Genomic DNA, 22,551 nt, shown 5'->3' with positions numbered 1-22,551 from the left:
TTGATCGCGACCACCTCGATGTCGCCGGACCGCTGCTCGAGCACACAGCGCAGGTAGTCCCGCCCGATCCGCCCGAACCCGTTGATCCCCACCCGTACACTCATGATCGACCCCTCAGCCGGTTGATTACGTTGTACTCATTCCACCGGCGGCGACGACGGTGCTTGCAGGGCCGAAGGTCCCGGCTTCGGCTGCCGGACGACCGCGGCCGCGACGAGCGCGATGCCCAGCAGGAGGGTCACTCCCGCGCTCGTCAGTACCGCGATCCAGACCCATTCCAGTACGGGTGCGGTCGCGCCGACATCCGCACGGACGTTGACGTTCCGGCTTCCGTCGGCTGCCATCACCACGAGCATCCAGTCACCGTTCTCGACCGGCCACGTGATCGTCTGCTCGCCCGCACCGGACGCTTTGACCCGCCAGATCGTCAGCGTGGCCGGCGATGTCGATGGTGCCTGACCGGCATGGTTCTGGTACGTCGTCCGGTTCGGCCCGACTGCAACGACCGTGGTGTAGCCGACACCGGACAAGTAGCTGGTGACGTCGGCTACATGCGCCAGGCCGACGAACACCGGCGTACCGTCGGCACTCGTGACGCGGACCCGGGCGTCGCCGAACCACCGGTGCGGCAGGGTCCTGCCAGCCGTGTCGATCGTCAGGTTCTCACTCGTGAGCGCGTACCCCGTCGTGCTCAGCGTGACCTGGTCCGACGTGATGTAACCGGCCGTGTCCCGGCGGCCTTCGTCGAGCCACGCCAGCGCGCCGCCGACGGCCAGGCCGACGACGGATGCGAGCGTCACGAGAACCCCCAGCACAAGGGCGATGATTCGCCCGGCGGACATCCGCCGCTGCAGGTTCTCCGTCGGTGGCCTGACGGGTGGCGGTCCGGCGTACGGTCCGCCCACGGGCGGCGGCTCGTGCAATTTCGTCGTACCTGGGTCGTCGCCGCCCATGTCGAGGCGGAACGGCGGGTACTGGTCGACCATCAGCCCGGCGTACGCCGCGACGCGCAGCGCCCAGCGGTTCATGCCGAGGACCAGGTCGAACACCGGCCGCGGATAGCGCCCGGTGAACAGCAGCACGATGGCCGCAACCAAGACGAGCAGGCCGACGAGTCCGCCGCTCCAACCCCACGCGCGATCGTCGGCGCGCGAGGCGAACCACGTGCCGGTGCCGACGAAGAACCCGACCACGATGTAATGCGGGATCGCCAGCAGCCACCACTTCACCAGGACCAGCCCCCGGGACAGGTGCTCCGGATACCGCACCTCGAGATGTGCCGGATAGTCCGGTACGTCGTGCAACGTGAACGGCGGGTACTTGTCCGTCCCCAGCGCGCCGTACGCGTAGAACTGCACCCGCCACCACCAGCGCAGTACTCCGACGTTGAAGTCGAAAATCCAGCGCGGATACCGGCCGGTGAACAGGATCGCGAAGAACGCCACGAAGCTCAGCACCGCGAACGCGATCCACAACACCATCAGTACCAGCAGGTGCGGGATCACCAGCACCCACTTCACCAGCCACAACCATCGGTTCAATCGCTCGTCCAGCGCCCCGTCCACCCGGACCGGATACGTCGCCGTACTCATCACGCCCTCCAGTCGCTCGTCCGTCGCAGCCAGCGTCCGACTGGAACGACGGATCCAGCAGGGCCGAAGGTCCCGCCCCGGTCACGTCTTGCTGCCCTGACCGGCTGACCGACGCCGACCGACGGTGGAAGTGACGAGCAAGGAGGAGTCATGGACGACAAGACACTCACCGACCGCCGGACCGACCCCAGCAGTCCGCTTCGGACCGACGACGAGCTGCGCGAACAGGCGGTGACCGAGCTGCGCAAGCGGCGCGAGCTCGCGGGTCACCTCATGGCGTTCGTCCTGGTGAACACCTTCGTGGTGATCATCTGGTACGTGAGCGGAGCCGGCTTCTTCTGGCCGGTCTTCCCGATCTTCGCCTGGGGCATCGGCATCGTCTTCCACACCTGGGACGTGCTGTGGCCCCAACCCACCGAGGCGTCGATCCGGTCCACCATGGACCGCATCGCCCATCGCCGGTGACAAACAGCCAGGAGCCGGTCCTGGTGCAGACCGGCTCCTGGGTCGTTCACTTCTGGCCGCGGGGCCAGCGGGGAGCGATGGCCTGCCATTCCGCGTCCCAGGCCTGCAGCCGGCGGCGGTCCAGCGGGATGCGGGCGAGGCGGAACAGGCCCCAGAGCACGAGCGACGAGCCGAAGACGATGAAGAATCCTGCGGTACCACCGAAAGCCGCGCTGTCGGAGGTTGACCGCGGTGCCGGAGCGATCGCGCCGGACTGATCGAGCCAGACTTTCACCTGGGCGCCGGCCGTTGTACCGATCACGACACTCGTGGTCCCCTCACGTTCGGCGCCTTGCTGATCGGCGTAGGACACGTGGATCCGCGACAGCGCGTCGCCGGGGGTGCTCGGAATCGTCCGGTCGGCGCTCTCCAGCGTCCGTGCCTGCACCTGGTGCAGGACTGCTCGCTGCCGCGCCGCCGACGCCTCGAGGGAGTTCGAGATGTTCGTACCGATGGCCGCAGCGACCGGGACCATCATCAGAGCCGCGATCACCGCGCACCACAGCAGCACGGTCTCGGCGTGGTCCGACCAGCGGCGCATCGGGTTCTTCCGGCCGATCCCCAGCCGGCGGGCCTGCATGAGCACCCACAGCTCCCCGGTCCGTTGTTTGGCGGTGCTCATGACGACCTCCCCTTGGATCCGTTCCTGGACGCAGGGGACCGGCTCGCCAGAGCGGATTCCGTCTTGACGACGGTGGGTCTCGTGGCCGATGGCCACCCTTTGGGGATCCGCTTCCGGCGAGCCGGTCATTTCCCCTGCACCTACAGATTCGCGCAGCCGCGGCGGCATGGTCAGGGCCCAAGGTCCCGTCCGGGCCGGACCACCGCCACTCCTCCAGCAGTACCTCGGTCACCGGCCGCCGCGGCGTCGGCAGGACCTGCTCGCCGTACCCGAACCGGATCACGACCTGTGGCCGCTGCCAGGGTCCGAGGGGATCGTTGACCTGCGCGCGGAGTTCCTCATGCTCGATCGCCTGGTTCAGCAAGGAGGTTGCCACGCCGCGCGCGGTCGCCTCCAGCAGTACGTGCTCCAGCGCCTGCCCGGCCCGCAGCCACTCGATCAGGCCGTCGTACCGAGTCGCGAGTACGGCGAACTGTGGCTCCCGCTCGAAGTCCGCGACCGGCGCCGCCACCCGCAGGTTGAAGATCGCCGCCCCAAGCGACACGAACAACATCCGCCGCGAAGGATCCGCGGCCGGCAACTCCCGCTCCCGGTCGCGGTACACCTCGACACTCCGGTCCCCGAACCGAAACTGCCAGGCTTCGTATTGTGCATCGACGGCGCCGGCAGCAACTTGTCCCGATCAGTATCCAGTATCGTCATCACCTCAATGCACGTAGGCCTGGAGCTCGCTGATCAGGGCCGTCAGTATCGTCTTCGCGTCGCCGAAGAGCATTGCGGTGCGGGGGTTGGTGTAGAGCTCGTTGTCGATCCCGGCGTAGCCGTGGCCGAGCGAACGCTTGACCACGATCACGCTGCTGGCCTTGTCGACGTCCAGGATCGGCATCCCGGACACCGCGTTCCCTGGCCGCCGTGCGGCTGGGTTCGTGACGTCGTTCGCGCCGACGACCAGCACGACGTCGGTCGCCGCGAACTGCGGGTTGATCTCGTCCAGATCCTTCAGCTGCGGGTACGGCGCGTTCGCTTCCGCCAGCAGTACGTTCATGTGACCAGGCATCCGGCCCGCCACCGGGTGGATGCCGTAGCTGACGTCGACACCGTGCTCGGACAGCGCCTGGGCCAGCTCGACCACCTCGTGCTGCGCCTGCGCGGCCGCGAGCCCGTAACCCGGTACGATCACGACCTTCCCGGCGTACGCGAGCTGCAGCGCGGCGTCATCAGCGCTGACCGTCCGGACGGTGCCGGTCGCCGCGATCGCCGGAGCGCTCTGCTCGTCGCCGGTTCCGAAGCCACCGGCGACGATGTTCAGCAGCGAACGGTTCATCGCCACCGCCATCAGCTTGGTCAGGATGCCACCGGCCGCGCCGACCAGCGCGCCCGCGATGATCAACGGCGTACTGCCGATCACGAAGCCGGCCATGGCGACCGCCGTACCGGTGCATGCGTTCAGCAGCGAGATCACCACCGGCATGTCCGCGCCGCCGATCGGCAGCGTCATCAGTACGCCGACTCCGAGCGCAGCAGCGGTCAGGACCCCGAGCGTTGCGAGCCCACCGACATGTGCCGTGTAGAGCACGCCGGCGGTCAACGCGGCCACGGCCAGCAGCAAGTTGAGCGCGCGCCCGCCCGCGAAGGTCAGCGGCCGCCCCGGTACGACGCCCGCGAGCTTGCCCGCGGCAACCAACGAGCCGGAGAACGTGATCGCGCCGATCAGCACGTCCAGGAACGTGGTGAGCGTGGTGCTCACCGGCTGGCCGGCCGAACCAGGGAGTGCGTCGCTGAACGCGATCAGCGCCGCCGCACCACCACCGACCGCATTGAACAGGCTGACCAGCTGCGGCATCGCGGTCATCTTCACCCGCCGCGCCGCAACCAGTCCGGCGACGGACCCGGCCACGATCCCGACGGCGAGTACGCCGGCCGCGGTCGCGGTGATCACCCCGTCGTCGATCAGTACGGCGACCGTCAGCACGACCGCGACAGCCATCCCGAACGCGGACAGCTGATTGCCGCGGCGGGCGCTCGCGGGCGAGTTCATCAGGTGCAGACCGAGCACGAAGCAGATCGCCGTCCCCAGGTAGAGAAGGTGCGTTGCCGTGTTCATGCGTCACTCCTCGGCTTCGCCTTGAACATCTCGAGCATCCGGTCGGTGACGACATATCCGCCGACCACGTTGGCCGCGGCGAACGCGGCGGCGACGAACAGCAACACGTAGCCGACCGTCGTGTCGATGCTCGCGGCAACGATCATCACGCCGACCATGACCACGCCGTGGATCGCGTTCGCGCCGGACATCAAGGGCGTGTGCAGCGTGGCCGGAACCTTCGAGATGACCTCGAACCCGACCAGGACGCTGAGCACGAACACGGTGATGTCGGCCAGCAACACGGCTGTCATGACACTGCCTCCTTGGAACGCACCAGCAGGCCGCCGGTGATCTCGTCGTCCGGATCGAGTACGACGGACCCATCGTGGATCAGGTACTCGAGCAACGCGGCAACGTTCCGCGCCCAGGCGGACGACGCGGCGCGCGGCACCTGCGCCGGGAGGTTGCCGGCACCGAGCACGACCACACCGTTCCCGGTTTCGGTGCGGCCGTCGGGAACCGAGCCGGCGACGTTCCCGCCCAGCGGGCCGGCCGCCAGATCGACGACCACCGAGCCCGGTGCCATTCCCGCGAGAGCCGCGTCCGGGACCAGCAGCGGCGGCCGATGCCCGGGCACCTGAGCGGTCGTGATCACGACGTCGAAGTCCCGGATCGCGTCGGCCATCGCGCGCTGCTGGGCGGCTTGCTCGTCCGCGGTCAGCGTCCGCGCATAGCCGCCCTCCCCCTCCGCGGTGACGTCCAGATCCAGTACGGCGGCACCGGTCGACGCGATGTCGGCGCGAGCAGCCGCGCGGACGTCGTACCCGGTGACCAGCGCGCCCAGGCGGCGCGCCGTACCGATCGCCTGCAGTCCCGCGACTCCCCCACCGAGTACGAGGACCTTGGCCGGACGGACCGTCCCGGCCGCGGTCATCATCATCGGGAAGAACCCGCCGAACGTGTCCGCGGCGAGCACCGCCGCCTTGTAGCCGGCCACGTTGGCCTGCGAGGTGAGCACGTCCATCGCCTGCGCCCGGCTGAGCGTCCGCGGCAGTCCCTCGAAGCTGAGCGCCGTGACGGCTTCCAGCTCCTCGGGAGCGTGGTCCGGATTCAGCAGGCCGATCACGAGCTGGCCGGACCGCAGTCGCTCGCAGTCCGGGCGATGGATGACCGTCAGGATGTCCGCCTGCGCAAAGACCTCCGTGCGTACGGCGATCCGCGCACCGGCGGCGACGTACGCCTCGTCGGCGAAGCAGGCACTGCGTCCCGCCCCGGTCTCGACGAGCACGTCGAGACCGGACCTACGCAGCCGTGTCACCACCTCGGGGGTGAGCGCCACCCGGTTCTCGTGCCACTCGGTCTCCGCCGGGCAGCCGATGAGCGTGTTCATCAGAACTGGAAGACGATGCGGGCCGGAATGGCGCCGGTCAGCACGTCCGCGATCGACTGGTTGACCTCGTCGAGCTTGCGGTCGACGGCGATCACGCGGGTACGGCCAGCAGCATGCAGCGCGAAGACATCGGCAAGATCGTTGCGGGTGCCAACAATCGAACCGATCAAGGTCTTCCCGTTCAGCACCGTGTCGAAGATCGGCAGACTCAGCGCACCGTCGTCACCCGGCAGCGCCACGCAGACCAGCCGGCCACCGCGGCGCAGCGACCGGAACGCCTGGTCGAACGACTGCGGGTTCGCGGCCAGCGCCACTGCTACGTCGGCGCCGCCGAGGGCCTGGATCGCCTCGACCGGATCGGTGGTCGCCGCGTTCACCACGTGGTCGGCGCCGAGTTCCTTGGCCATCTCCAGCTTGCTGTCCTCGATGTCGACGCCGATCGTGACCCCACCGGCGATCCGCGCATACTGCAGCGCCAGATGCCCGAGGCCGCCGACCCCGAAGATCGCGACCGTCTCGGCCGGGGCGACACCCGCGACCTTGATTGCCTTGAACGTGGTCACACCGGCACAGGTCAGCGGCGCCGCGTCGCGGGACGAGACCGCGTCCGGCACCGGCGTCGCGAAGGCCGCCGGTACGACGGCGTACTCCGCGAAGCTGCCGTTCACGGAGTACCCTGAGTTCTGTTGCTCCAGGCAAAGCGTCTCCCAGCCGCCGATGCAGTACCGGCACTTGCCGCACGCGGAGCCGAGCCACGCGATCGCGACCCGGTCGCCCAGCGCCCGCTCGGTCACACCGTCACCGAGTTTCTCGACGAATCCGATGCCCTCGTGGCCCGGGACAAACGGCGGGTTCGGCTTCACCGGCCAATCGCCGTGCGCTGCGTGGATGTCGGTATGGCACAGCCCGCTGGTCTCCATCCGGACCAGGACCTGGCCCGGCCCGGGCTCGGGCACCGGGAGTTCCTGGATCTCGAGCGGCTTGCTGAAGTCGGTGACGACTGCGGCTTTCATGACGGTCCTTTCGACGGAGCAGGTTGTGGATCGGGTGACGAAACGCGTGCCGGGTCCGGCGGCCAACGAGAACCCCTCCGGCTCACCGCGCGCGACGTCCAGCTGGAACGTGGATTCGCCCCAGGCCTGGTCGAGACGGCTGTCGATGATGAACGGGCAGCCCTCGATCTCGCCGAGGAGTACGTCGCCCGGGCCGACCAGGAACTCGCCGGCCGGGTAACACATCGGCGTACTGCCGGCGCAACAACCGCCGGACTGGACGAACATGACCCGGCCGCGGTCCGCGCACAGGCGAAGGATCGCCTCGTGCGCGGCCGCGGTGGCCGTGATGCGATTGACCGACATCGCTCAGAACAGACCGAGCGGCTCGTCGCTGTAGCTGACGAGCAGGTTCTTGGTCTGGCTGTAGTGGTCGAGCATCATCCGGTGGTTCTCGCGACCGATGCCGGAGATCTTGTAACCGCCGAACGCGGCGCCTGCCGGGTACTGGTGGTAGCAGTTGGTCCACACGCGGCCGGCCTTGATGCCCCGGCCCATCCGGTACGCACGGCTGCCGTCGCGCGTCCACACACCGGCACCCAGGCCGTAGAGCGTGTCGTTGGCGATCGCGAGCGCCTCGGCCTCGTCCTTGAAGGTGGTGACGGCGAGCACCGGTCCGAAGATCTCCTCCTGGAAGACCCGCATCTTGTTGTGCCCGCGCAGTACCGTCGGCTCGAAGTAGTAGCCCTCCGCGAAGTCGCCGTCGATCTTGGCGCGCTGGCCACCGATCAGGACCTCGGCGCCTTCGTTGCGGCCGATCTCGACGTACGACGTGATCTTGTCGAGCTGGCCCTGGGACACTTGCGCGCCCAGCTGGGTCTCGGTGTCGAGCGGGTTGCCCTGCTTGATCGCGGCGATCCGGTCCAGGCAACGGCTCATGAACTCGTCGTAGATGTCCTCCTGGATCAGTGCCCGCGACGGGCAGGTGCAGACCTCGCCCTTGTTGAACGCGTACAGCACAAGACCCTCGACCGCCTTGTCGAGGAACTTGTCGTCGTGCATCATCACATCGCCGAAGAAGATGTTCGGGCTCTTGCCGCCGAGCTCGACGGTCGACGGGATCAGGTTCTGCGCGGCGTACTGCATGATCAGCCGGCCGGTGACGGTCTCGCCGGTGAAGCCGATCTTCGCGATCCGCGGACTGGTGGCCAGGGCCTTGCCGATCTCCGCGCCCGGGCCAGTGACGATGTTCAGCACACCGGGCGGCACGATGTCACCGATCACCTCGGCCAGCTTCAGGATCGACCACGGTGTCGGCGACGCCGGCTTCATCACCGAGCAGTTGCCCGCGGCCCACGCCGGGGCGAGCTTCCACGCCGCCATCAGCAGCGGGAAGTTGAACGGGATGATCTGGCCGACGACGCCCAGCGGCTCACGGAAGTGGTACGCGACCAGGTCCTTGTCGATCTCCGTGGTCCGGCCCTCCTCGGCCCGCACCGCGCCGGCGAAGTACCGGAAGTGGTCGACGACCAACGGGATGTCCGCGTTCAGCGTCTCCCGTACCGGCTTGCCGTTCTCCCAGCTCTCCGCGACCGCCAGCATCTCCTTGTTCGCCTCGACCGCGTCGGCGACCGCGTTCAGGACCTCGGCGCGCTCGGCCGCGGACTCCTCACCCCAGGCGTCCTTGGCGGCGTGCGCGGCATCCAGCGCCAGCTCGACATCCCCCGGCGTCGAGTGTGCGACCTCGGTGATCGGCTCGGCCGTGGCCGGGCTCAGGTCCACACGATGCTCACCCTTCACAGGCTCCACCCACCGGCCGCCGATGAAGTTCTCGTACCGCGGCTTGACCTCGACCGGACTCCCGGGCTTCCCGGGTGCGACGTACTGCATGATCCTTCTCCTTCGACTCGACGAGTCATGCTCTTCGAGCGAACTGCGGTACGGTGTCCCGTCGTAGGGCCGAAAGACCCATCCGGTGTGTGACTGCTGTGATGTGGGCGACAGCTGCGGCATCGTTGTGAGATGAAGAAGAAGGTCTACGAGAGCGAACTGCTGCGGCTGCAGGCCGAGCTGGTGAACCTGCAGGAATGGGTGCGGGTCGAGAAGGCGCGCGTCGTCGTGGTGTTCGAGGGCCGGGACGCGGCCGGCAAGGGCAGCACGATCAAGCGCGTCACGGAGTACCTGAATCCCCGCGTCGCCCGGATCGCAGCGCTGCCCGCGCCGACCGAGCGGGAGCGTTCGCAGTGGTACTTGCTGGTCGAGGACGGTGTGCTGCTGCGCAAGTACTGGTTCTCGGTCAGCGACGGCGAGCAGGAGAGACGCTTCCGCAGCCGCCTCGAGGACCCGATGCGCCGCTGGAAGCTGTCCCCGATGGACCTGGAGTCGATCACCCGCTGGGAGGACTACTCCCGCGCCAAGGACGAGATGTTCGTGCACACCGACATCCCCGAGGCGCCCTGGTACGTCGTGGAGAGCGAGGACAAACGCTCCGCCCGCATCAACATGATCGCCCACCTGCTGTCCACCATCCCCTACCACGAGGTCCAGCGCCTGCCGCTCGACCTACCACCCTCCAAGGGCTACGAACGCCCACCCCGCGAGATGTACACCCAGATCCCCGACCGCGCCGCACAACTCCGCGACTGACTCGGCGCTCTGCGGGTCGAAGGACCCGGGCGCCATGGACCGATCGGCCGGTGCGGACGGCGGCCCGCTCGCCGATGCTCGGATGAGATCGGTTCGGGAGGTGGGTCGTGGGTGCACAAGTGAGATCGGTGCCATGGGTCCGGCAGTTGGTGATCGACACCGGTCGGGCGGCGCGTCGCAGACACGCCATCCACGGGCTGTTCGAGGTCGACGTGACCTCGGCGCGCGCGCAACTGCGCCGCGACGGCAACGAGCGCCTCTTCACCGCGTTCGTGATCCACTGCATCGCCAGCGCCGTCGCCGCAGACCCCGACGTCCAGGCCTACCGCGACCTCCGCGGCCGCGAAGTCATCTTCGACCAGGTCGACATCGGGCTGCCCATCGAGGTCGACGTGGACGGGAAACCGTTCGCGTTTACCCACGTACTGCGTGACGCTGGCCGCCGTACCGTCCGGGACCTGCACGACGAGATCCATTCGGTGAAAACCGACCCACACCTCAGCCCATCGGTCCGCAAACAACCATGGGCACACGCCTACCTGCTGCTGCCCGGCTTCGTCCGTGTCGCGCTCCTCGGCGCCCTGCACCGGCTGCCCCGCCGCCAGCAGGCGCTGGCAGGAACCGTCGGCGTGACCGCGGTCGGCATGTTCGGCGCCGGAGCCGGCTGGGGCATCGGCTTCCAGCTCCACACCCTGAGCGTCGTCGTCGGCGGCATCGCCCGCCGCCCGATCTTCTTCCAAGGCGTACTCGTCGAACGCGACTTCCTCCAACTGACTCTCAGCCTCGACCACGACATCGTCGACGGCGCACCCGCCGCTCGGTTCGTCAGCCGGCTGCGCTCGTTGCTGGTGGCCGGCGACGGCATCCATCTGACCGCGAAGGAGCCGGTATGAAGCACAAGCCCGTGGTGGTCGGCGACGTCATCTACAAGGCGGTCGCCCACGCACGCGGGCTCGAGCCCGGGATGCACATCGACACCCGGATCGAGAGCGGTTCGACGTCCGCGGCCCTCGTGAAGGCGTCCGCCAGAGCGGCCGTCGTGGTGATCGGCAGCCGCGGTCTCGGTGTGATGATCGGCGCCCTGGTCGGCTCCACCGGCCTCGACCTGGCCGCGAACGCCCGCCGCCACGACCTTGCCGTACGCGTCGTCGCCGCACAGCCCACCGGGACCGAGCTGCACCGGATCACCGAGGACGAACTCCGCGAAGCCGTGGGCGCCCGCGGCGGCCACGACGCCGAAGTCATCCACATCACCGGACATCCCGCCGAACACATCCTGCGACACCGGCCACACAGATGCCCTCAGCCACACCCTCATGCTCTTCGGCTGGGGCTTCTGGCTCTGATGCCTCCCCGCCCTCACCATCGCCGTACCCGCAGCTCGCCACGCCTGGCTCCACCCCGCTGTCTCAGAGGGCGGATGAGCCCACCAGTTGGCCGAGTCCGAAGGTGATCGTCATCGCCAGGGCGCCGCCCACCACGAGCCTGGCGACGGCCGGCGCTCGGCGGGCCTCGCCCAGGCGTGCGCTCAAGGCTCCGGTTCCGGCGAGAGCGAGCAGGACGACGGCGAAGGTCACCGGTACACGGATCCCGGGCCCTGGGAGCAAGATCGCGATCAGCGGCAGTAATGCGCCCACCGTGAACGCGAGGGCGGAGGCGCCGGCCGCGTGCCACGGGTTCGTCAACTCGTCGGGGCGTATGCCGAGCTCGGCCTCGGCGTGAGCGCTCAACGCGTCCTGCTCGGTCAGCTCAGCCGCCACCAGCTTCGCGGTCTCGGGGCGCAGGCCCCTGGCCAGATAGATCGCGGTCAGCTCGGCGAGCTCCTCCTCTGGCGAGGTGGCCAGCTCGGCCCGCTCCTTCGCCAGCAGGGATCGTTCTGTGTCCCGCTGGCTGCTCACCGAGACGTACTCGCCCAGCGCCATCGACACGGCACCGGCAGTCAGACCTGCGACGCCCGCTGTCAGGATCGCCGTCGCCGACGTGGTCGCTCCGGCCACGCCCACAACGAGCCCTGCTGTCGACACGATGCCGTCGTTGGCGCCCAGAACTCCGGCGCGAAGCCAGTTCAGGCGTCCGGCGAGTCCCGCACGATGTGGCTCATCGCTGTGCGCGGACACACCATCGAAGCCAGACATGTTGATCCACCTCCGGACCCGCTTGCGACGTACGGCGTCTCCTGTGAGGGTACTCCCGACGCCGGGAATCAGATGAAGAGGAGCTGGGCGCCTTCGGTCTTCTCGATGAAGTCGGCGGCGCTGATGATGGCTTCGACTTCTTCGTAGAGGTCGGACTCGTCGAGGTGCATCATGTCGGCGGACATCCGGCAGGCCCACAGGTGGCCGCCGGAGGCGACGATCTGTTCGAGGAAGTCCGGTACGTCGGGGACGCCGATTTCCTCGATCTGCTTCTTCATCTGATGGGTGGCCATCGCGGTCATGCCGGGCAGCCCGCCGAGCCCTTGCGGCAGGTGCGTAGCGGTGTTGCCGAGCATGGTGAACTTCAGGTCGTGCATCCGCGACTTGGTGATCATGTCGAAACCCCAGAACGTGAAGAACAGATGCGTTTCCACGCCTTCGCCCAACGCGGCGTTGGCCAGGATCAGGCCCGGGTAGGCCATGTCCAGATTGCCCTTGGAGCAGATGATGGCCAGCTTGCGGCCTTGCGTTGCCTCGTCGCCGAAGTCGGGGATGGTCAGTGGCGTCGTGGTGGTCGTGTCGGTGCCTCTCTCACACGCAACCGCGGGGTTTCGGCAGGCCGGCGACATACGCCATCTTCTTGGCCGGCTTGCCGGGGAACAGGACGAACAACTGCTTGACCGGGATCCCGGCCAGCGTCGACACACGCCGCAGCGTGGCGGTCTCGCCGTGCGCCGGGAAGTCGGCGCGCAGGAAGCGGATCACCTTCCAGTGCTCGTCGGTGAGCTCGATCCCGATCCGGGCCGCAAGTTCCACCGCGAGTTCGTCGGTCCATTCGTCGTACTCGGTCATGAAACCTTCGCCGTCCACATGAACGGTCGTCATGGTTGTACCTTTCCTTTCATCGACATCCGGCTGGGCAGCGGAAGCCAGCGGCCCGGCAGCAGCAGGTGCCAGTAGATCCAGCGGAACGCGACCTTGCCCCGGTGATTCGCCTTCGTCGGCCGGAGCAGGGACAGCGGACCGAGTCCGGCCAGCGGGAAGCGTCCCGGCAGCGGTTCGGTGTCGTAGTTGAAGTCGATCAGCAGCGCCTTGCCGTCACCGGTCTCGACGAAGCAGTTCGCGTGGCCGTCGAAACGGTGCGTCATCGCCGTACCGCCGACGTACTGCAGAAAGTTCTCGACGAAGACCTCGCTGGCGAAGTGCGCCACCGAACCGGCCTTCGACGTCGGCAGATCGTTGGCGTCGCCAATGGCGAAGATGTCCGGGTACTTCGTCGACTGCAGCGTGTGCTTGTCGACCGGAACGTAGTTCAGCTCATCGCCAAGACCGGACTCCGCGACGAAGTCGGCGCCCATGTTCAGCGGCACTGTGACCAGCAGGTCGTAGCCGACCTCGCGCTCGTCGTAGCTGACCAGCGTCTTGCGCTCGGCGTCCACACGCTCGACCAGGAAGTCCGTTTCGACCTTGATCTTCCGCTCGTCGAGCAGCCGGCCCAGGTACCGCGACGCGATCGGCTTGGTGAACGCACCGTCCAGCGGCGTCACGTACACGAGCTCGACCTGGTCCCGCATCTCACGGTGCCGGAAGAACGCCTCCGCCAGGAACGTGAACTCCAGCGGCGCCACCGGGCACTTGATCGGCTGGTCGACGACGTGCAAGACGCCCGCCCGTGAAACTCTGCAGCGCATCGCGGAGCGCGAACGCACCGTCGTACGTGTAGAAGTCATGAATGCTGCGATGCCACTCGGACCCCAGCATCCCTGGGGTCTGGTCCGGCCGCGGACTCGTCCCCGTGGTAACGACGCCGCAGTTTGTTGGCCACCATGGTGCCGGCCGTGCCGCCACCGAGGATCACCAACCGCTTCATCCTCGTGTCCTTCCAGGACGTGGCCCGGCCGGAGGAAACCGGCCGGGCCGGGGTGGTGTCAGTCGGTGTGCTCGATCGGGATCGTGCGCGTCTCGACAGCCTTCGCCGAGATCGGCACGGTCACCTCGAGGATCCCGGCCGCGTACTTCGCGACGACGGCCTGCTCGTCGGCTCCGTCCGGCAGCAGCACCCGGCGGGTGAGCGTGCCGTAGTGGAACTCCGAGCGGGCACCGTCGTGCTCCTCCTGCTGACGGGTCGCGGAGATGGTCAGCATCCCGTTCGCGACCTCGACCTTGACATCCTTCTCCGGATCCAGACCCGGCAGCTCCGCCCGTACGACGTACTTGTCCGCATCGGCGAACTCCTCGATCCGGACGCCGCGCATCGCGGCCGGCACGGTGAACAGGCTCGGCAGGCCCTCGGCCCAGTCGAACAAGTCCGCGAACTGCCGCCGGCTGTCCCGGTGCTGCAGCGTGGTCACCATCGCTTCTCCTTCCTGTCGCGTCTCCCTTGTACCTCCACCAGACCTCGTGTCCGGTCCGCGCAGGAGGGGCCAACGCACTGCTCTGCCCGGACCTTCGGCCCTGTCCACCCTCTTATCTGCCGTCGATGCTCGAACGTGAGTACGGCGTCGTCCTGAGCGGCTGCCGCCCCGGAAGCCTGTCGAAGGGAGTCGTCATGTCCAAGTCGCCACTGGGTAGCGCTGCACCCCAGGAGGTGCATCGATCCTCCGGGCCCGGGAACGGCTGGTTCGTCTGGCGCCCGGTACGACTCGGACGAGCCGAGGGTGGTTCAGCGGTGCTCGCCCTGGTGCTGTACGTCCTGAGTGTCGCCCTCGCCGAGACTGCCGCGGCGGAACTCCTGCTTGCCGGGTTCATATGCAGCCTGTTGCTCGTCTTTGCTCTTGACCTGCTCGAGCGAGACGGCCCCCGCCCATGATCGTTCAGCAGACGACAGCGCGAGGACTCTCCACGGGGCAGGCTGCGCTCGCGCAGCTCGAGCATGGCCCGAACACGATTCTGGCGCCGCGGCCGCCAGCGGCCTGGCGGCGGGTGCTGGTTCAGCTGCGCGACCCGATGATCCTGCTGCTGATCGCGGCCGCCGTACTCACCGCGAGCCTGCGGGACCTCACCGACCTCACGGTCATCCTGGTTGTCGTCGTGCTGAACACAACCGTCGGCGTCGTGCAGGAGATCCGTGCCGAGCACGCATTGACCGCGCTGAACCGGTTGGCGGCGCCGGACGCGACAGTACGACGAGGTGAGCAGACAACCGTCGTACCCCCGGCCGAGGTCGTCCCGGACGACGTGGCGCTCCTGCAGACCGGCGACGTCGTACCGGCCGACGTGAAGGTGTTCGAGGCTGTACGGCTCCAGGTGGACGAGTCTGCGCTCACCGGCGAATCCGTACCTGTCGAAAAGGCGTCGACCGACGAGTTGTACGCCGGAACCGTCATCACCCGCGGTCGCGGCACCGGCCTGGTCACACGCACTGGCGTCGACAGTGCGCTCGGCAAGATCGCCTCGTTGCTGTCCGACCGCGAACAGGTCCTCTGGCAGAGCCTGAGGGCCCTGACCGCGAACCAGGCCTGAACACGATGGCGGCGATCGGCACCGGATTCTTGTGTGGCAGAGGGATCGCGGACATCACCGGCGAGCCGGCCGACACCGGTCTGCTGGGCTACGGGAAGTCGAGGCAGCGTAGCGACGGCATCCACCTGAGGCTGCGATCACGGGCGTTCGTGATCGCTGCCGGCGACCGCCGCGTACTGCTCGTCGTCAACGAGCTGCCGATGGTGTTCGACAGCGTCTGCCGCGCCCTACTCGGCAGGTTGCGACGGACGTACGGCGGGTTGTACACCGAGGAGAACACGCTGATCACCGCGACGCACACGCACTGCGGACCGGGCGGCTACTCGCACCACCGGCTGTATCACTCGAACACCGGCGGCTTCCGGCCGCGGACGTTCGCCGCAATCGTCGACGGGATGACCGAAGCCGTCGTCCGGGCGCACGACGATCTCGCGCCGGCGGTTCTCACGCTGGCGCACGGCGAGCTGCAAGACGCTGCCGCAAACCGCTCACAGGTTGCCTTTGACAACAATCCGGCCGCGGACCGGGCCTGGTTCCCGGACGCCGTCGACCCGCAAACCACTCTGCTACGGATCGAGCGCGACGGTGTGCCGGTCGGCGCGATCAACTGGTTCGGCGTGCACAACACCAGCATGACCAACACGAACACGCTGATCAGCGGCGACAACAAGGGGTACGCCGCCTATCACTGGGAACGTCTGATCGATGGCGTCGACTACCGCGACCGGCGGCCGGCCGACTTCGTGGCAGCCTTCGCACAGACCAACGCCGGTGACCTCACCCCGAACCTCGATCTGCGCCCCGGACACGGGCCGACCGACGACGAGGTCGAGAACACCCGGATGATCGGCCTCCGCCAGTACGAAGCCGCCGCCCGGCTGATGAACGCGCCGGGCGTTGTGCTGGCGGACGGCGTCGATCACCGTACCACCCACGTGGACCTCAGCGACGTCCTCGTCCGGCCCGAGTTCACCGGCGACGGTCGCACTCATCGCACCGGTTCGCCGGTCGGTGGCGCGTCTGCTCTGGCCGGTAGCGAGGAGGACGGTCCGGCGTTCCGCGGGTTTCACGAGGGCCGCAATCCCTTCTGGGACACGATTTCGACGGCGATCTACAGCCGACTGCCCGCGCTGCGCGACGTCCAGGCGCCCAAGGCACTCGTCGTGGGTGGCTTGCGCGGTCACTACGTCGCGCGTCGTGGGCCCGTGCAGCTGTTGCGGATCGGGCACTTGTACCTGCTCGGCGTACCGGCCGAAGTGACGATCGTCGCGGGCCTCCGGTTGCGTCGTACGGTCGCCGCAATCGTCGGCGCGGACCTGACCGACGTTCTGGTCGTTGGCTACAGCAACGGTTATCTGCACTACGTCACGACGCCCGAGGAGTACGAAACGCAGCAATACGAGGGCGGCAGCACCCTCTTCGGCCGCTGGACGTTACCGGCACTTCAACAAGTCGCGAGCGAACTCGCTGCCGCCATGAGGGAAGGAAAGCCGGTACCTTCCGGCGTCCCCGAGCCGGATCTCACCGGACGCGTCCGGCCCGCCCGGCCGCGGATCCCCCGCGACGAGCCGCCGCCAGGACGCGACTTCGGCGACGTACTGGTCGAACCACGGTCCCGGTACCGGCCGGGCGACACCGCCACCGCGATCTTCGCCGCGGCGTACCCGAACAACGACCTGCGCCGCAATGGCAGTTACCTCGAGGTCGAGCGCCGGATCCCCGACGGCTGGCAGACCGTGGCCGACGACGGCGACTGGTCGACCACCTTCCGGTGGCGGCGGACACGTTCCGGGCAGATAGCCGTCATCACCTGGACGGTGCCTCGCGACGCGACTGGTGAGTACCGGATCCGTTGTCACGGAAAGGCCCGCGCGCAGGTCCTTCGGCCCTACTCCGGAACGTCGCGAACGTTCACCGTCGAGACAGAGGGAGGGCCTCATGCGAACCAGAACGCGACGCCGTGACGGCCGGCTCGTCACGGATGTTCCCGACGAGCGGGCGATCATGCCGTTCATCATGCGGCACCGCAACGAATCCACGGTGTACTTCGAGCAACTCGTCGACATCACCGCGGCGCAGGACTGGGTCGCGCGCTGGAACGCCGCCGGCGGACCGCGGCTCAGCCTCTTCGTGCTCGTACTGCACGAGGTCGCGGGGATGTTGCACGCGCGGCCACGGATGAACCGGTTCGTCGCCCACCGCCGGCTGTACCAGCGCGACGGCGTCTATCTGTCCTTCGGTGCGATGAAGGAGTCCGACGACAACGCGCCGTTGCAGATGATCAAGCGGCGTTTCGAGCCGCAGGAGAGCCTCACGGCCGTGATCCATGATCTCGACACCGCGATCCACGAGGCTCGTACAGGTAGCGCCGCCTCCGACGCCGAGGTCAAGCTCTTCCTCAAACTGCCGATACCCCTCCTCGACGCCGCTGTCTCGGCGTTCCACTGGCTCGACGCGCGCGGTCTGCTGCCGCCCGCATTGAGCCGCCCGGATCCGATGTTCTCGTCGGCCGTGGTGTCGAACCTCGGCAGTCTGAGGACCGACGCCGCCTTCCATCATCTCTACGAACACGGCAACTGCCCACTGTTCCTGGTGGTCGGCAGAGTGCGTCCGACGCCGGTGGTGCACGACGGCGAGATCCGGATCCGGCAGATCCTCCCCTTGCGCTGGACGTTCGACGAGCGCATCGAGGACGGTCTGTACGCAGGCCGCTCCGCCGAACTGCTGCGCCGTCGCCTGGAGGATCCGATCCACCACCTCGGACTGCCCGAGGACGCCGTACCCGGACGGGTTCGGGAGCAGCCGTGACCATGCAGCAGGTCGACGACCTCGGCGCGATGTACCTCGCCGCCGAGAACGAACGGGTACGCACACACACGGCCATTCTGCTGACCGTCGATCCGGCCACGCTGCCCGGCGGCCGGCTCACGCTTCGCCAGCTGCGTGGCCTGCTGGCGGAACGCCTCCCGTTGGTGCCGGCCTTCCGGCAGCGGCTGGCCGACGTACCGTTCGGACTGGACCGGCCGTACTGGATCGAGGCCGTCGCGGACCTGGAGTATCACGTCCGCGAGGTAGCGCTGCCCGCGCCGGGTGACGACCGGCAGCTTCGCGAGCAGGTCGCGCGGATCTTCTCGCGTCCGCTGGACCGCACCCGGCCGCTCTGGGAGATGTACCTGATCCAGGGCCTGTCCGGTGGCCGGGCCGCCGTACTGACCAAGGTCCACCACGCCATCGCCGACGGCCGGACCGGACTCGGGATCGTCGCGGCGCTGACCGACGCGAGCGCTCATCCGCGCCGCGGCACCGTCCTGCCACCCGCACCGGGAAGCGCGCCACCGGGCACGGCAACGATGCTGCTGCGCGGACTCGCCGGGGCCGCGCGGCAACCGCTCCGTGCGGTCGCCGGGCTGCCCGCGGCGTTGTCCGGCGCCGACGAACTGCCGATCTTCGGCACCTTGCCCGGTGCACGGCTGATCGGTGCCACCACCGCGCTGGCACGGCGCGTGCGCCGGCACCGCCGGGTCCCGCGGGCGCCGCGGACGTCGTTCAACCGGCAGATCTCCCGGCATCGCCGGATCGGTACCGCGAGCGTGTCCCTCGCCGACGTGAAGCAGGTGAAGAACCACTTCGCGGTCAGCGTCAACGATGTCGTGATGGCCATCTCGGCCGGGGCGCTGCGCCGCTGGCTGCTCGAGCATGCCGAGCTTCCCGAGCAGCCGCTCACCGCGGTCGTGCCGGTCGCGCTGCGGGACTGCGGCGCGGACGAGCCGGGCAATCAGCTGAGCGCCGTCGTGGTAGGGCTTCCGACCGATGTCGACGCCCCGGCCGCGCGGCTCGGTGTCGCGCACCGGGCAATGCTGACGGCCCTGCACGATCTCCGCAGTACGGCGCCCGACGCGCTGACCGGCACGATCCGGATAGTGCCGCCCGCGTTCACCGTACGGACCGTGCAACTGCTCACCCGGCTGAACGCATGGGCGCCACTGTCACCGGCGATGAACGTGAACATCTCGAACCTCCGGGGGTCTCATGAGCCGCGGTACCTGGCCGGCGCGAAGATCGAGTCCATGGTGCCGCTGGCAGGTATCACCGACGGCCTCGGGCTGAACATCACGGTGCTCAGCTACGACGGACAACTGGCGATCGGTGTCGTCGCCGACCGCGACCAGGTTCCCGACGTCCAGCGGATCGCCGACTGGATGGGCGACGAGCTCACGCTGCTGCTCAGGTTTGCTGCGCACTGAGCGCCTGGAGCCTGGCAACGAGCAGACGTTGGACGTGCCGATCCGTGCCCATCCCGTTGTGCGTCGCGCCGACCTCGACGTGTTCCGCGGCCGGGTCCAGGCACGCGTGCCAGTCCACGACTCCGTCCATCCGCGAGTACATCGAAACGAACGGCAGACCCTCCGGCCACGGAGACTCGAGCAGCGCGCTGGTCCGTTCCGCGCAGGCACCGATCAGGCAATCCGTTGTCAGCAACCACGGCCATCCGACGAAGTTGAGCCTGGCCATCAGCGTGACCTGGTTGATCAGCGCCCGGGTCGTCGCGAGCTGGTGCAGCAGCGGCGAGGCCAGCGTGATCACGCCGGCGAGCAGCTCGGGGCGCCGTACCGCCAGCATCCGGCACAGGGTGCCACCACGGCTCTGACCGATGAGCACGATCGGCCGGCCTGCCTCGGCGACGACCTGTTCGAGGCGCCGTTCGAGCAGCTCGACGAGCATCTCCGTGCAGCCCGAGTTCAGCATCAGACCGCTGGTGAACGTCGCATGGCCGGCGCGGCGCAGGTGGCGCGCCAGCGGGATCATCGACCAGTCGCCGGTGAGAAAACCCGGGACTGTCAGAACCGGAATCGGGCCGGTACTCCGGGTCTCGACGGCCGGAACCCGCGGTCCCACCGCCTGGACATAGCCGAGCCACCCGAGCATCTCCCGGCGGCGCGCGCCCGCCGCCGGAGTGAACGGTTCCCAACTCCGGTCGACGGCCATGGATCTCACACTCCTTCTCGCAGTGTAGATCCAGGCGGCCGGCCCGGCCGTACCATCATTGGCTCTTGAGGAAGTGGGCGGGATCGCCCGCTGCGCTGGCGGCCGAGGACAACCAGGCGTCGAGGCCTTCCGGATCGCGGCGGCCGAGTTCGTCCAGGCAGTGCTGACGTTCCATGACGATGCGGAGCCGCTGACGATCGGTCTGCGCCTGCCGCAACGCTTCGTAGCTGTCACGCCATTGCCGGCACAGGTCCGCGGTACTGCGTTGCGGTGCGTCCATGCGAACCGTCGTACCGAGATGCAGCGTCCGTCGATACCAGTGCACAGCCGGCGGTGAGCCGGCGGCCACGAGCAAAGTCAGCCAGAGCACACTCAGGCCGAGTTGGACGGTCAGCCCCAGAACCAAGGTGATCGCGGCAGAACCCGCGGCGTTACGACGTCCCGGCGCCGGGACGTCACCTCACCTGGACAGGCATCGTGGTCAGAGCACAATCGATCCAGGTCGTCCCCGGTGTGAGCAGGAGCGGCTTGCCGTCAGTCGTGGTGAACCTGAACGGCTCGGTCACGCCGCCCTTGCTCCACTTCCCGGAGACCACCTTGCCGCCGGTCAGCAGCTTCAGCGGCCCGGAGGCGTTGAAGACGTCCAGGATCGTCATGCTGGGCTTCGCCTTCGGGAAGCTGGTGTCACGCTGCGCAGTCAGTACGACGACGTTGTCGGCCGCCACCTGCCCGTCGTTCTCGATCAGGTGCGGTGACCACTTCTCCGCTCGCATCCAGCGATGGGACGCCTGGTTGTACGTCCAGGTCGCGGTCGACGTACCGCCGTACCCGATCGTCACCGACGACGCCGGGGACCCGCTGAGTTGTGCGGTCGACTGTGGCATGCCTGGCGCGTAGCTGAAGTACGGCGACGGTGGCGCCGTACGGTTGCTCAAACTCAGCAGCTTGCCGGGGCGCGCGAACACATGATTCGGGGCTCGTCGGGTGTCGTCCAGACGATAGGTGCCTGCGGGCACGCGCAGCGTTCCGAGGTTGTCCAGGCCTGAGACCCGGTCGATGTAGTCGAGGACCCAGCGTTCCGCCATCGTATTGGCGATGATGCCCTTGGTCGGACCAACGAGCGCAGCGTCCATCGGGCGCAGCGAACGCACGGGGCCGACCTGCGCGGGCAGCTTGGAGTGGAAGATCGCCGCGAGCCGCGTCGTACCACCGGTGATCGGCTCGACGAACACGATGTCCGCGTCGCCGAGACCACGCTGCGGATGCGCGTCCGGCGTGTTCGAGATCTTGACGGTGATCGCCGGCCGTCGCAACGGATCCTTCGTGGGAACACCTGTGAGCGGCGCCCGACCGACCATGCTGACCGGACCGCCGGCGATCGGCGCCGGCGTCACCGACGGCGTACCCTCGACCCCACCGCTCCGTGACCTCAAGAATCCGACGAGGCCACCCACCAACGCGACGACAACCACTGCCGCCACTGCCACCGGCCGCCCCCGCCGACTCGACAGCCAACGCATCATCTGCCACCTCCAACGGTGCGATCCCTAGCCGTACAACACCATCTGCTCGAGCGAGTACCTACGACGGTCACAGAGCGACGCGAACTCAAAAAGGGTCCAAGGGCGGTCTTCCGTCCCACCGCCCGGCGGTGCGTTCGGGACCGGAGTCCTGGTCAACTCGGGACTTTCGGCCCACGGCTCGGAGCGCGCGGCACGGCACAGTCGTGCCGAGACCCTGTCGATTCCCCTGGCGAGGTCTGGGGCAGTGCGCCAGTACGCCAGCGCGAAGGGCGGCCCCCAATGACAACGCGAGACACCGCCGGACCTGACGACGGCATCGACCTCCACGCGGACGTGGAGACCTACTACCAGAACGGCGCCTGGCACACGCGCCGGTGCGACTCCCCCGAGCCGTTCAACAGGTACGCCACCGGTCCGTATCCGAGCCGCTCCCCCGCCGTCACCGCCCGGCGTCGCCTACTGATCGGGACCAGCTCCGCGCGCCGACGTACAGCGGCCAAGGACCAAAGTCCTGCCAACTGACGGGCTGGGCCTCGCCCCGTCCGGGCCGCCTTCCGCTCGGCGAAGGGGCCGGACGGCTCTGACGTCCCGCGCCGGCGCGACGAACGCTGGC

At 68.3% G+C, this 22,551-nt stretch carries 26 protein-coding genes; 10 read left to right on the top strand and 16 right to left on the bottom strand.

Annotated features, from left to right (window positions below):
- Together ACGFI6_RS41140 and ACGFI6_RS41135 are read right to left on the bottom strand one after the other, a co-directional pair.
- Positions 1–104, bottom strand: a 104-nt coding sequence (locus tag ACGFI6_RS41140) for a glyceraldehyde 3-phosphate dehydrogenase NAD-binding domain-containing protein (RefSeq protein WP_393128147.1), incomplete at its 3' end; no start/stop codon positions are given.
- 33 nt (positions 105–137) lie between these two features.
- The gene (locus ACGFI6_RS41135; RefSeq protein ID WP_393128142.1) at positions 138–1,592 is read right to left on the bottom strand and encodes a DUF4389 domain-containing protein; all 1,455 of its coding nucleotides are present in this window, start codon (positions 1,590–1,592) and stop codon (positions 138–140) included.
- Between the two features lie 150 nt (positions 1,593–1,742).
- Here ACGFI6_RS41135 and ACGFI6_RS41130 point away from each other — a divergent pair, with 150 nt between their 5' ends.
- On the top strand, positions 1,743–2,057 hold the full coding sequence (locus tag ACGFI6_RS41130) for a 2TM domain-containing protein (RefSeq protein ID WP_393128141.1): 315 nt from the start codon (positions 1,743–1,745) through the stop codon (positions 2,055–2,057).
- A 46-nt stretch (positions 2,058–2,103) separates the two neighbouring features.
- Here the strand turns inward: ACGFI6_RS41130 and ACGFI6_RS41125 are convergent, their stop codons facing one another.
- The 6 genes from ACGFI6_RS41125 to ACGFI6_RS41100 all read right to left on the bottom strand — a co-directional run bounded on the left by ACGFI6_RS41125 (position 2,104) and on the right by ACGFI6_RS41100 (position 9,076).
- A complete protein-coding gene (locus tag ACGFI6_RS41125; RefSeq protein WP_393128140.1) occupies positions 2,104–2,718 on the bottom strand; it encodes a hypothetical protein in 615 nt (204 codons plus the stop codon).
- 706 nt (positions 2,719–3,424) lie between these two features.
- Positions 3,425–4,822, bottom strand: coding sequence for an NAD(P)(+) transhydrogenase (Re/Si-specific) subunit beta (locus ACGFI6_RS41120; RefSeq protein WP_393128139.1), 1,398 nt, complete (start codon positions 4,820–4,822; stop codon positions 3,425–3,427).
- Entirely contained in the window at positions 4,819–5,115 is a 297-nt protein-coding gene (locus ACGFI6_RS41115) for an NAD(P) transhydrogenase subunit alpha (protein ID WP_393128138.1), read from the bottom strand. The genes ACGFI6_RS41120 and ACGFI6_RS41115 overlap by 4 nt, the downstream gene beginning before the upstream one ends.
- Positions 5,112–6,194: an NAD(P) transhydrogenase subunit alpha gene (locus ACGFI6_RS41110; protein ID WP_393128137.1), complete on the bottom strand. Its 1,083-nt coding sequence runs from the start codon at positions 6,192–6,194 to the stop codon at positions 5,112–5,114. The genes ACGFI6_RS41115 and ACGFI6_RS41110 overlap by 4 nt, the downstream gene beginning before the upstream one ends.
- The gene (locus tag ACGFI6_RS41105; RefSeq protein ID WP_393128136.1) at positions 6,194–7,552 is read right to left on the bottom strand and encodes a DUF779 domain-containing protein; all 1,359 of its coding nucleotides are present in this window, start codon (positions 7,550–7,552) and stop codon (positions 6,194–6,196) included. Before ACGFI6_RS41105 ends, ACGFI6_RS41110 begins: the two co-directional genes overlap by 1 nt.
- A gap of 3 nt (positions 7,553–7,555) precedes the next feature.
- Positions 7,556–9,076, bottom strand: a complete 1,521-nt coding sequence (locus ACGFI6_RS41100; RefSeq protein WP_393128135.1) for an aldehyde dehydrogenase family protein — start codon at positions 9,074–9,076, stop codon at positions 7,556–7,558.
- Between the two features lie 132 nt (positions 9,077–9,208).
- On the opposite strand from ACGFI6_RS41100, the gene ACGFI6_RS41095 reads away from it, so the two are divergent.
- From ACGFI6_RS41095 to ACGFI6_RS41085, 3 genes are all read left to right on the top strand, one after another.
- The gene (locus ACGFI6_RS41095) at positions 9,209–9,832 is read left to right on the top strand and encodes a polyphosphate kinase 2 (RefSeq protein ID WP_393128134.1); all 624 of its coding nucleotides are present in this window, start codon (positions 9,209–9,211) and stop codon (positions 9,830–9,832) included.
- A gap of 119 nt (positions 9,833–9,951) precedes the next feature.
- A complete protein-coding gene (locus tag ACGFI6_RS41090) occupies positions 9,952–10,725 on the top strand; it encodes a 2-oxo acid dehydrogenase subunit E2 (protein ID WP_393128133.1) in 774 nt (257 codons plus the stop codon).
- Positions 10,722–11,285 carry a hypothetical protein gene (locus ACGFI6_RS41085; protein ID WP_393128132.1) on the top strand — a complete coding sequence of 188 codons (564 nt, stop codon included), beginning with the start codon at positions 10,722–10,724 and terminating at the stop codon, positions 11,283–11,285. The genes ACGFI6_RS41090 and ACGFI6_RS41085 overlap by 4 nt, the downstream gene beginning before the upstream one ends.
- On the opposite strand, the gene ACGFI6_RS41080 is transcribed toward ACGFI6_RS41085, so the two are convergent.
- The 5 genes from ACGFI6_RS41080 to ACGFI6_RS41060 all read right to left on the bottom strand — a co-directional run bounded on the left by ACGFI6_RS41080 (position 11,242) and on the right by ACGFI6_RS41060 (position 14,321).
- Complete coding sequence (locus ACGFI6_RS41080) at positions 11,242–11,967, bottom strand: VIT family protein (RefSeq protein ID WP_393128131.1); 726 nt, start codon at positions 11,965–11,967, stop codon at positions 11,242–11,244. The two genes, ACGFI6_RS41085 and ACGFI6_RS41080, sit on opposite strands and share 44 nt — an antisense overlap.
- Before the next feature lie 68 nt (positions 11,968–12,035).
- Complete coding sequence (locus ACGFI6_RS41075) at positions 12,036–12,596, bottom strand: DsrE/DsrF/DrsH-like family protein (RefSeq protein WP_393128130.1); 561 nt, start codon at positions 12,594–12,596, stop codon at positions 12,036–12,038.
- Entirely contained in the window at positions 12,559–12,852 is a 294-nt protein-coding gene (locus tag ACGFI6_RS41070) for a TusE/DsrC/DsvC family sulfur relay protein (RefSeq protein ID WP_393128129.1), read from the bottom strand. The genes ACGFI6_RS41075 and ACGFI6_RS41070 overlap by 38 nt, the downstream gene beginning before the upstream one ends.
- Positions 12,849–13,697 (bottom strand): FAD-dependent oxidoreductase, encoded by an 849-nt coding sequence (locus tag ACGFI6_RS41065; protein ID WP_393128128.1) that lies wholly within the window; start codon positions 13,695–13,697, stop codon positions 12,849–12,851. Before ACGFI6_RS41065 ends, ACGFI6_RS41070 begins: the two co-directional genes overlap by 4 nt.
- Positions 13,698–13,895: 198 nt before the next feature.
- The gene (locus ACGFI6_RS41060) at positions 13,896–14,321 is read right to left on the bottom strand and encodes an Hsp20/alpha crystallin family protein (RefSeq protein WP_393128127.1); all 426 of its coding nucleotides are present in this window, start codon (positions 14,319–14,321) and stop codon (positions 13,896–13,898) included.
- Positions 14,322–14,446: 125 nt separating this feature from the next.
- Here ACGFI6_RS41060 and ACGFI6_RS41055 point away from each other — a divergent pair, with 125 nt between their 5' ends.
- The 5 genes from ACGFI6_RS41055 to ACGFI6_RS41035 are packed head-to-tail and all read left to right on the top strand — an operon-like array spanning position 14,447 to position 19,673.
- Positions 14,447–14,776, top strand: a complete 330-nt coding sequence (locus ACGFI6_RS41055; RefSeq protein ID WP_393128126.1) for a hypothetical protein — start codon at positions 14,447–14,449, stop codon at positions 14,774–14,776.
- Positions 14,773–15,429 carry an HAD-IC family P-type ATPase gene (locus ACGFI6_RS41050; protein ID WP_393128125.1) on the top strand — a complete coding sequence of 219 codons (657 nt, stop codon included), beginning with the start codon at positions 14,773–14,775 and terminating at the stop codon, positions 15,427–15,429. The genes ACGFI6_RS41055 and ACGFI6_RS41050 overlap by 4 nt, the downstream gene beginning before the upstream one ends.
- A gap of 5 nt (positions 15,430–15,434) precedes the next feature.
- The gene (locus ACGFI6_RS41045) at positions 15,435–17,393 is read left to right on the top strand and encodes a neutral/alkaline non-lysosomal ceramidase N-terminal domain-containing protein (protein ID WP_393128124.1); all 1,959 of its coding nucleotides are present in this window, start codon (positions 15,435–15,437) and stop codon (positions 17,391–17,393) included.
- On the top strand, positions 17,368–18,237 hold the full coding sequence (locus ACGFI6_RS41040) for a 2-oxo acid dehydrogenase subunit E2 (protein ID WP_393128123.1): 870 nt from the start codon (positions 17,368–17,370) through the stop codon (positions 18,235–18,237). Before ACGFI6_RS41045 ends, ACGFI6_RS41040 begins: the two co-directional genes overlap by 26 nt.
- Before the next feature lie 2 nt (positions 18,238–18,239).
- Positions 18,240–19,673, top strand: coding sequence for a wax ester/triacylglycerol synthase family O-acyltransferase (locus ACGFI6_RS41035; RefSeq protein ID WP_393128146.1), 1,434 nt, complete (start codon positions 18,240–18,242; stop codon positions 19,671–19,673).
- On the opposite strand, the gene ACGFI6_RS41030 is transcribed toward ACGFI6_RS41035, so the two are convergent.
- The 3 genes from ACGFI6_RS41030 to ACGFI6_RS41020 all read right to left on the bottom strand — a co-directional run bounded on the left by ACGFI6_RS41030 (position 19,654) and on the right by ACGFI6_RS41020 (position 21,938).
- Positions 19,654–20,415 carry an esterase/lipase family protein gene (locus tag ACGFI6_RS41030; protein WP_393128122.1) on the bottom strand — a complete coding sequence of 254 codons (762 nt, stop codon included), beginning with the start codon at positions 20,413–20,415 and terminating at the stop codon, positions 19,654–19,656. The two genes, ACGFI6_RS41035 and ACGFI6_RS41030, sit on opposite strands and share 20 nt — an antisense overlap.
- A 55-nt stretch (positions 20,416–20,470) precedes the next feature.
- Positions 20,471–20,695 (bottom strand): hypothetical protein, encoded by a 225-nt coding sequence (locus ACGFI6_RS41025; RefSeq protein ID WP_393128121.1) that lies wholly within the window; start codon positions 20,693–20,695, stop codon positions 20,471–20,473.
- A gap of 175 nt (positions 20,696–20,870) precedes the next feature.
- Positions 20,871–21,938, bottom strand: a complete 1,068-nt coding sequence (locus tag ACGFI6_RS41020) for a DUF3048 domain-containing protein (RefSeq protein WP_393128120.1) — start codon at positions 21,936–21,938, stop codon at positions 20,871–20,873.
- A 279-nt stretch (positions 21,939–22,217) separates the two neighbouring features.
- Here ACGFI6_RS41020 and ACGFI6_RS41015 point away from each other — a divergent pair, with 279 nt between their 5' ends.
- Entirely contained in the window at positions 22,218–22,460 is a 243-nt protein-coding gene (locus tag ACGFI6_RS41015) for a hypothetical protein (protein WP_393128119.1), read from the top strand.
- The last annotated feature ends 91 nt before the right edge of the window (positions 22,461–22,551 follow it).

Origin of the sequence: Kribbella sp. NPDC048928 (assembly GCF_043197975.1) — a bacterium.
Classification (GTDB): domain Bacteria; phylum Actinomycetota; class Actinomycetes; order Propionibacteriales; family Kribbellaceae; genus Kribbella.
This window is presented reverse-complemented; position numbering and strand designations above follow the sequence as displayed.

Coding starts and splice junctions, on each gene's coding strand:
- ACGFI6_RS41135 (WP_393128142.1), bottom strand. CDS start 1,592: ATGAGTACGGCGACGTATCCGGTCCGGGTGGACGGGGCGCTGGACGAG.
- ACGFI6_RS41025 (WP_393128121.1), bottom strand. CDS start 20,695: ATGGACGCACCGCAACGCAGTACCGCGGACCTGTGCCGGCAATGGCGT.
- ACGFI6_RS41100 (WP_393128135.1), bottom strand. CDS start 9,076: ATGCAGTACGTCGCACCCGGGAAGCCCGGGAGTCCGGTCGAGGTCAAG.
- ACGFI6_RS41040 (WP_393128123.1), top strand. CDS start 17,368: ATGCGAACCAGAACGCGACGCCGTGACGGCCGGCTCGTCACGGATGTT.
- ACGFI6_RS41060 (WP_393128127.1), bottom strand. CDS start 14,321: ATGGTGACCACGCTGCAGCACCGGGACAGCCGGCGGCAGTTCGCGGAC.
- ACGFI6_RS41110 (WP_393128137.1), bottom strand. CDS start 6,194: ATGAACACGCTCATCGGCTGCCCGGCGGAGACCGAGTGGCACGAGAAC.
- ACGFI6_RS41050 (WP_393128125.1), top strand. CDS start 14,773: ATGATCGTTCAGCAGACGACAGCGCGAGGACTCTCCACGGGGCAGGCT.
- ACGFI6_RS41065 (WP_393128128.1), bottom strand. CDS start 13,697: ATGACTTCTACACGTACGACGGTGCGTTCGCGCTCCGCGATGCGCTGC.
- ACGFI6_RS41030 (WP_393128122.1), bottom strand. CDS start 20,415: ATGGCCGTCGACCGGAGTTGGGAACCGTTCACTCCGGCGGCGGGCGCG.
- ACGFI6_RS41125 (WP_393128140.1), bottom strand. CDS start 2,718: ATGAGCACCGCCAAACAACGGACCGGGGAGCTGTGGGTGCTCATGCAG.
- ACGFI6_RS41120 (WP_393128139.1), bottom strand. CDS start 4,822: ATGAACACGGCAACGCACCTTCTCTACCTGGGGACGGCGATCTGCTTC.
- ACGFI6_RS41105 (WP_393128136.1), bottom strand. CDS start 7,552: ATGTCGGTCAATCGCATCACGGCCACCGCGGCCGCGCACGAGGCGATC.
- ACGFI6_RS41035 (WP_393128146.1), top strand. CDS start 18,240: ATGCAGCAGGTCGACGACCTCGGCGCGATGTACCTCGCCGCCGAGAAC.
- ACGFI6_RS41020 (WP_393128120.1), bottom strand. CDS start 21,938: ATGATGCGTTGGCTGTCGAGTCGGCGGGGGCGGCCGGTGGCAGTGGCG.
- ACGFI6_RS41015 (WP_393128119.1), top strand. CDS start 22,218: ATGACAACGCGAGACACCGCCGGACCTGACGACGGCATCGACCTCCAC.
- ACGFI6_RS41080 (WP_393128131.1), bottom strand. CDS start 11,967: ATGTCTGGCTTCGATGGTGTGTCCGCGCACAGCGATGAGCCACATCGT.
- ACGFI6_RS41070 (WP_393128129.1), bottom strand. CDS start 12,852: ATGACGACCGTTCATGTGGACGGCGAAGGTTTCATGACCGAGTACGAC.
- ACGFI6_RS41045 (WP_393128124.1), top strand. CDS start 15,435: ATGGCGGCGATCGGCACCGGATTCTTGTGTGGCAGAGGGATCGCGGAC.
- ACGFI6_RS41115 (WP_393128138.1), bottom strand. CDS start 5,115: ATGACAGCCGTGTTGCTGGCCGACATCACCGTGTTCGTGCTCAGCGTC.
- ACGFI6_RS41055 (WP_393128126.1), top strand. CDS start 14,447: ATGCTCGAACGTGAGTACGGCGTCGTCCTGAGCGGCTGCCGCCCCGGA.
- ACGFI6_RS41075 (WP_393128130.1), bottom strand. CDS start 12,596: ATGTCGCCGGCCTGCCGAAACCCCGCGGTTGCGTGTGAGAGAGGCACC.
- ACGFI6_RS41130 (WP_393128141.1), top strand. CDS start 1,743: ATGGACGACAAGACACTCACCGACCGCCGGACCGACCCCAGCAGTCCG.
- ACGFI6_RS41095 (WP_393128134.1), top strand. CDS start 9,209: ATGAAGAAGAAGGTCTACGAGAGCGAACTGCTGCGGCTGCAGGCCGAG.
- ACGFI6_RS41085 (WP_393128132.1), top strand. CDS start 10,722: ATGAAGCACAAGCCCGTGGTGGTCGGCGACGTCATCTACAAGGCGGTC.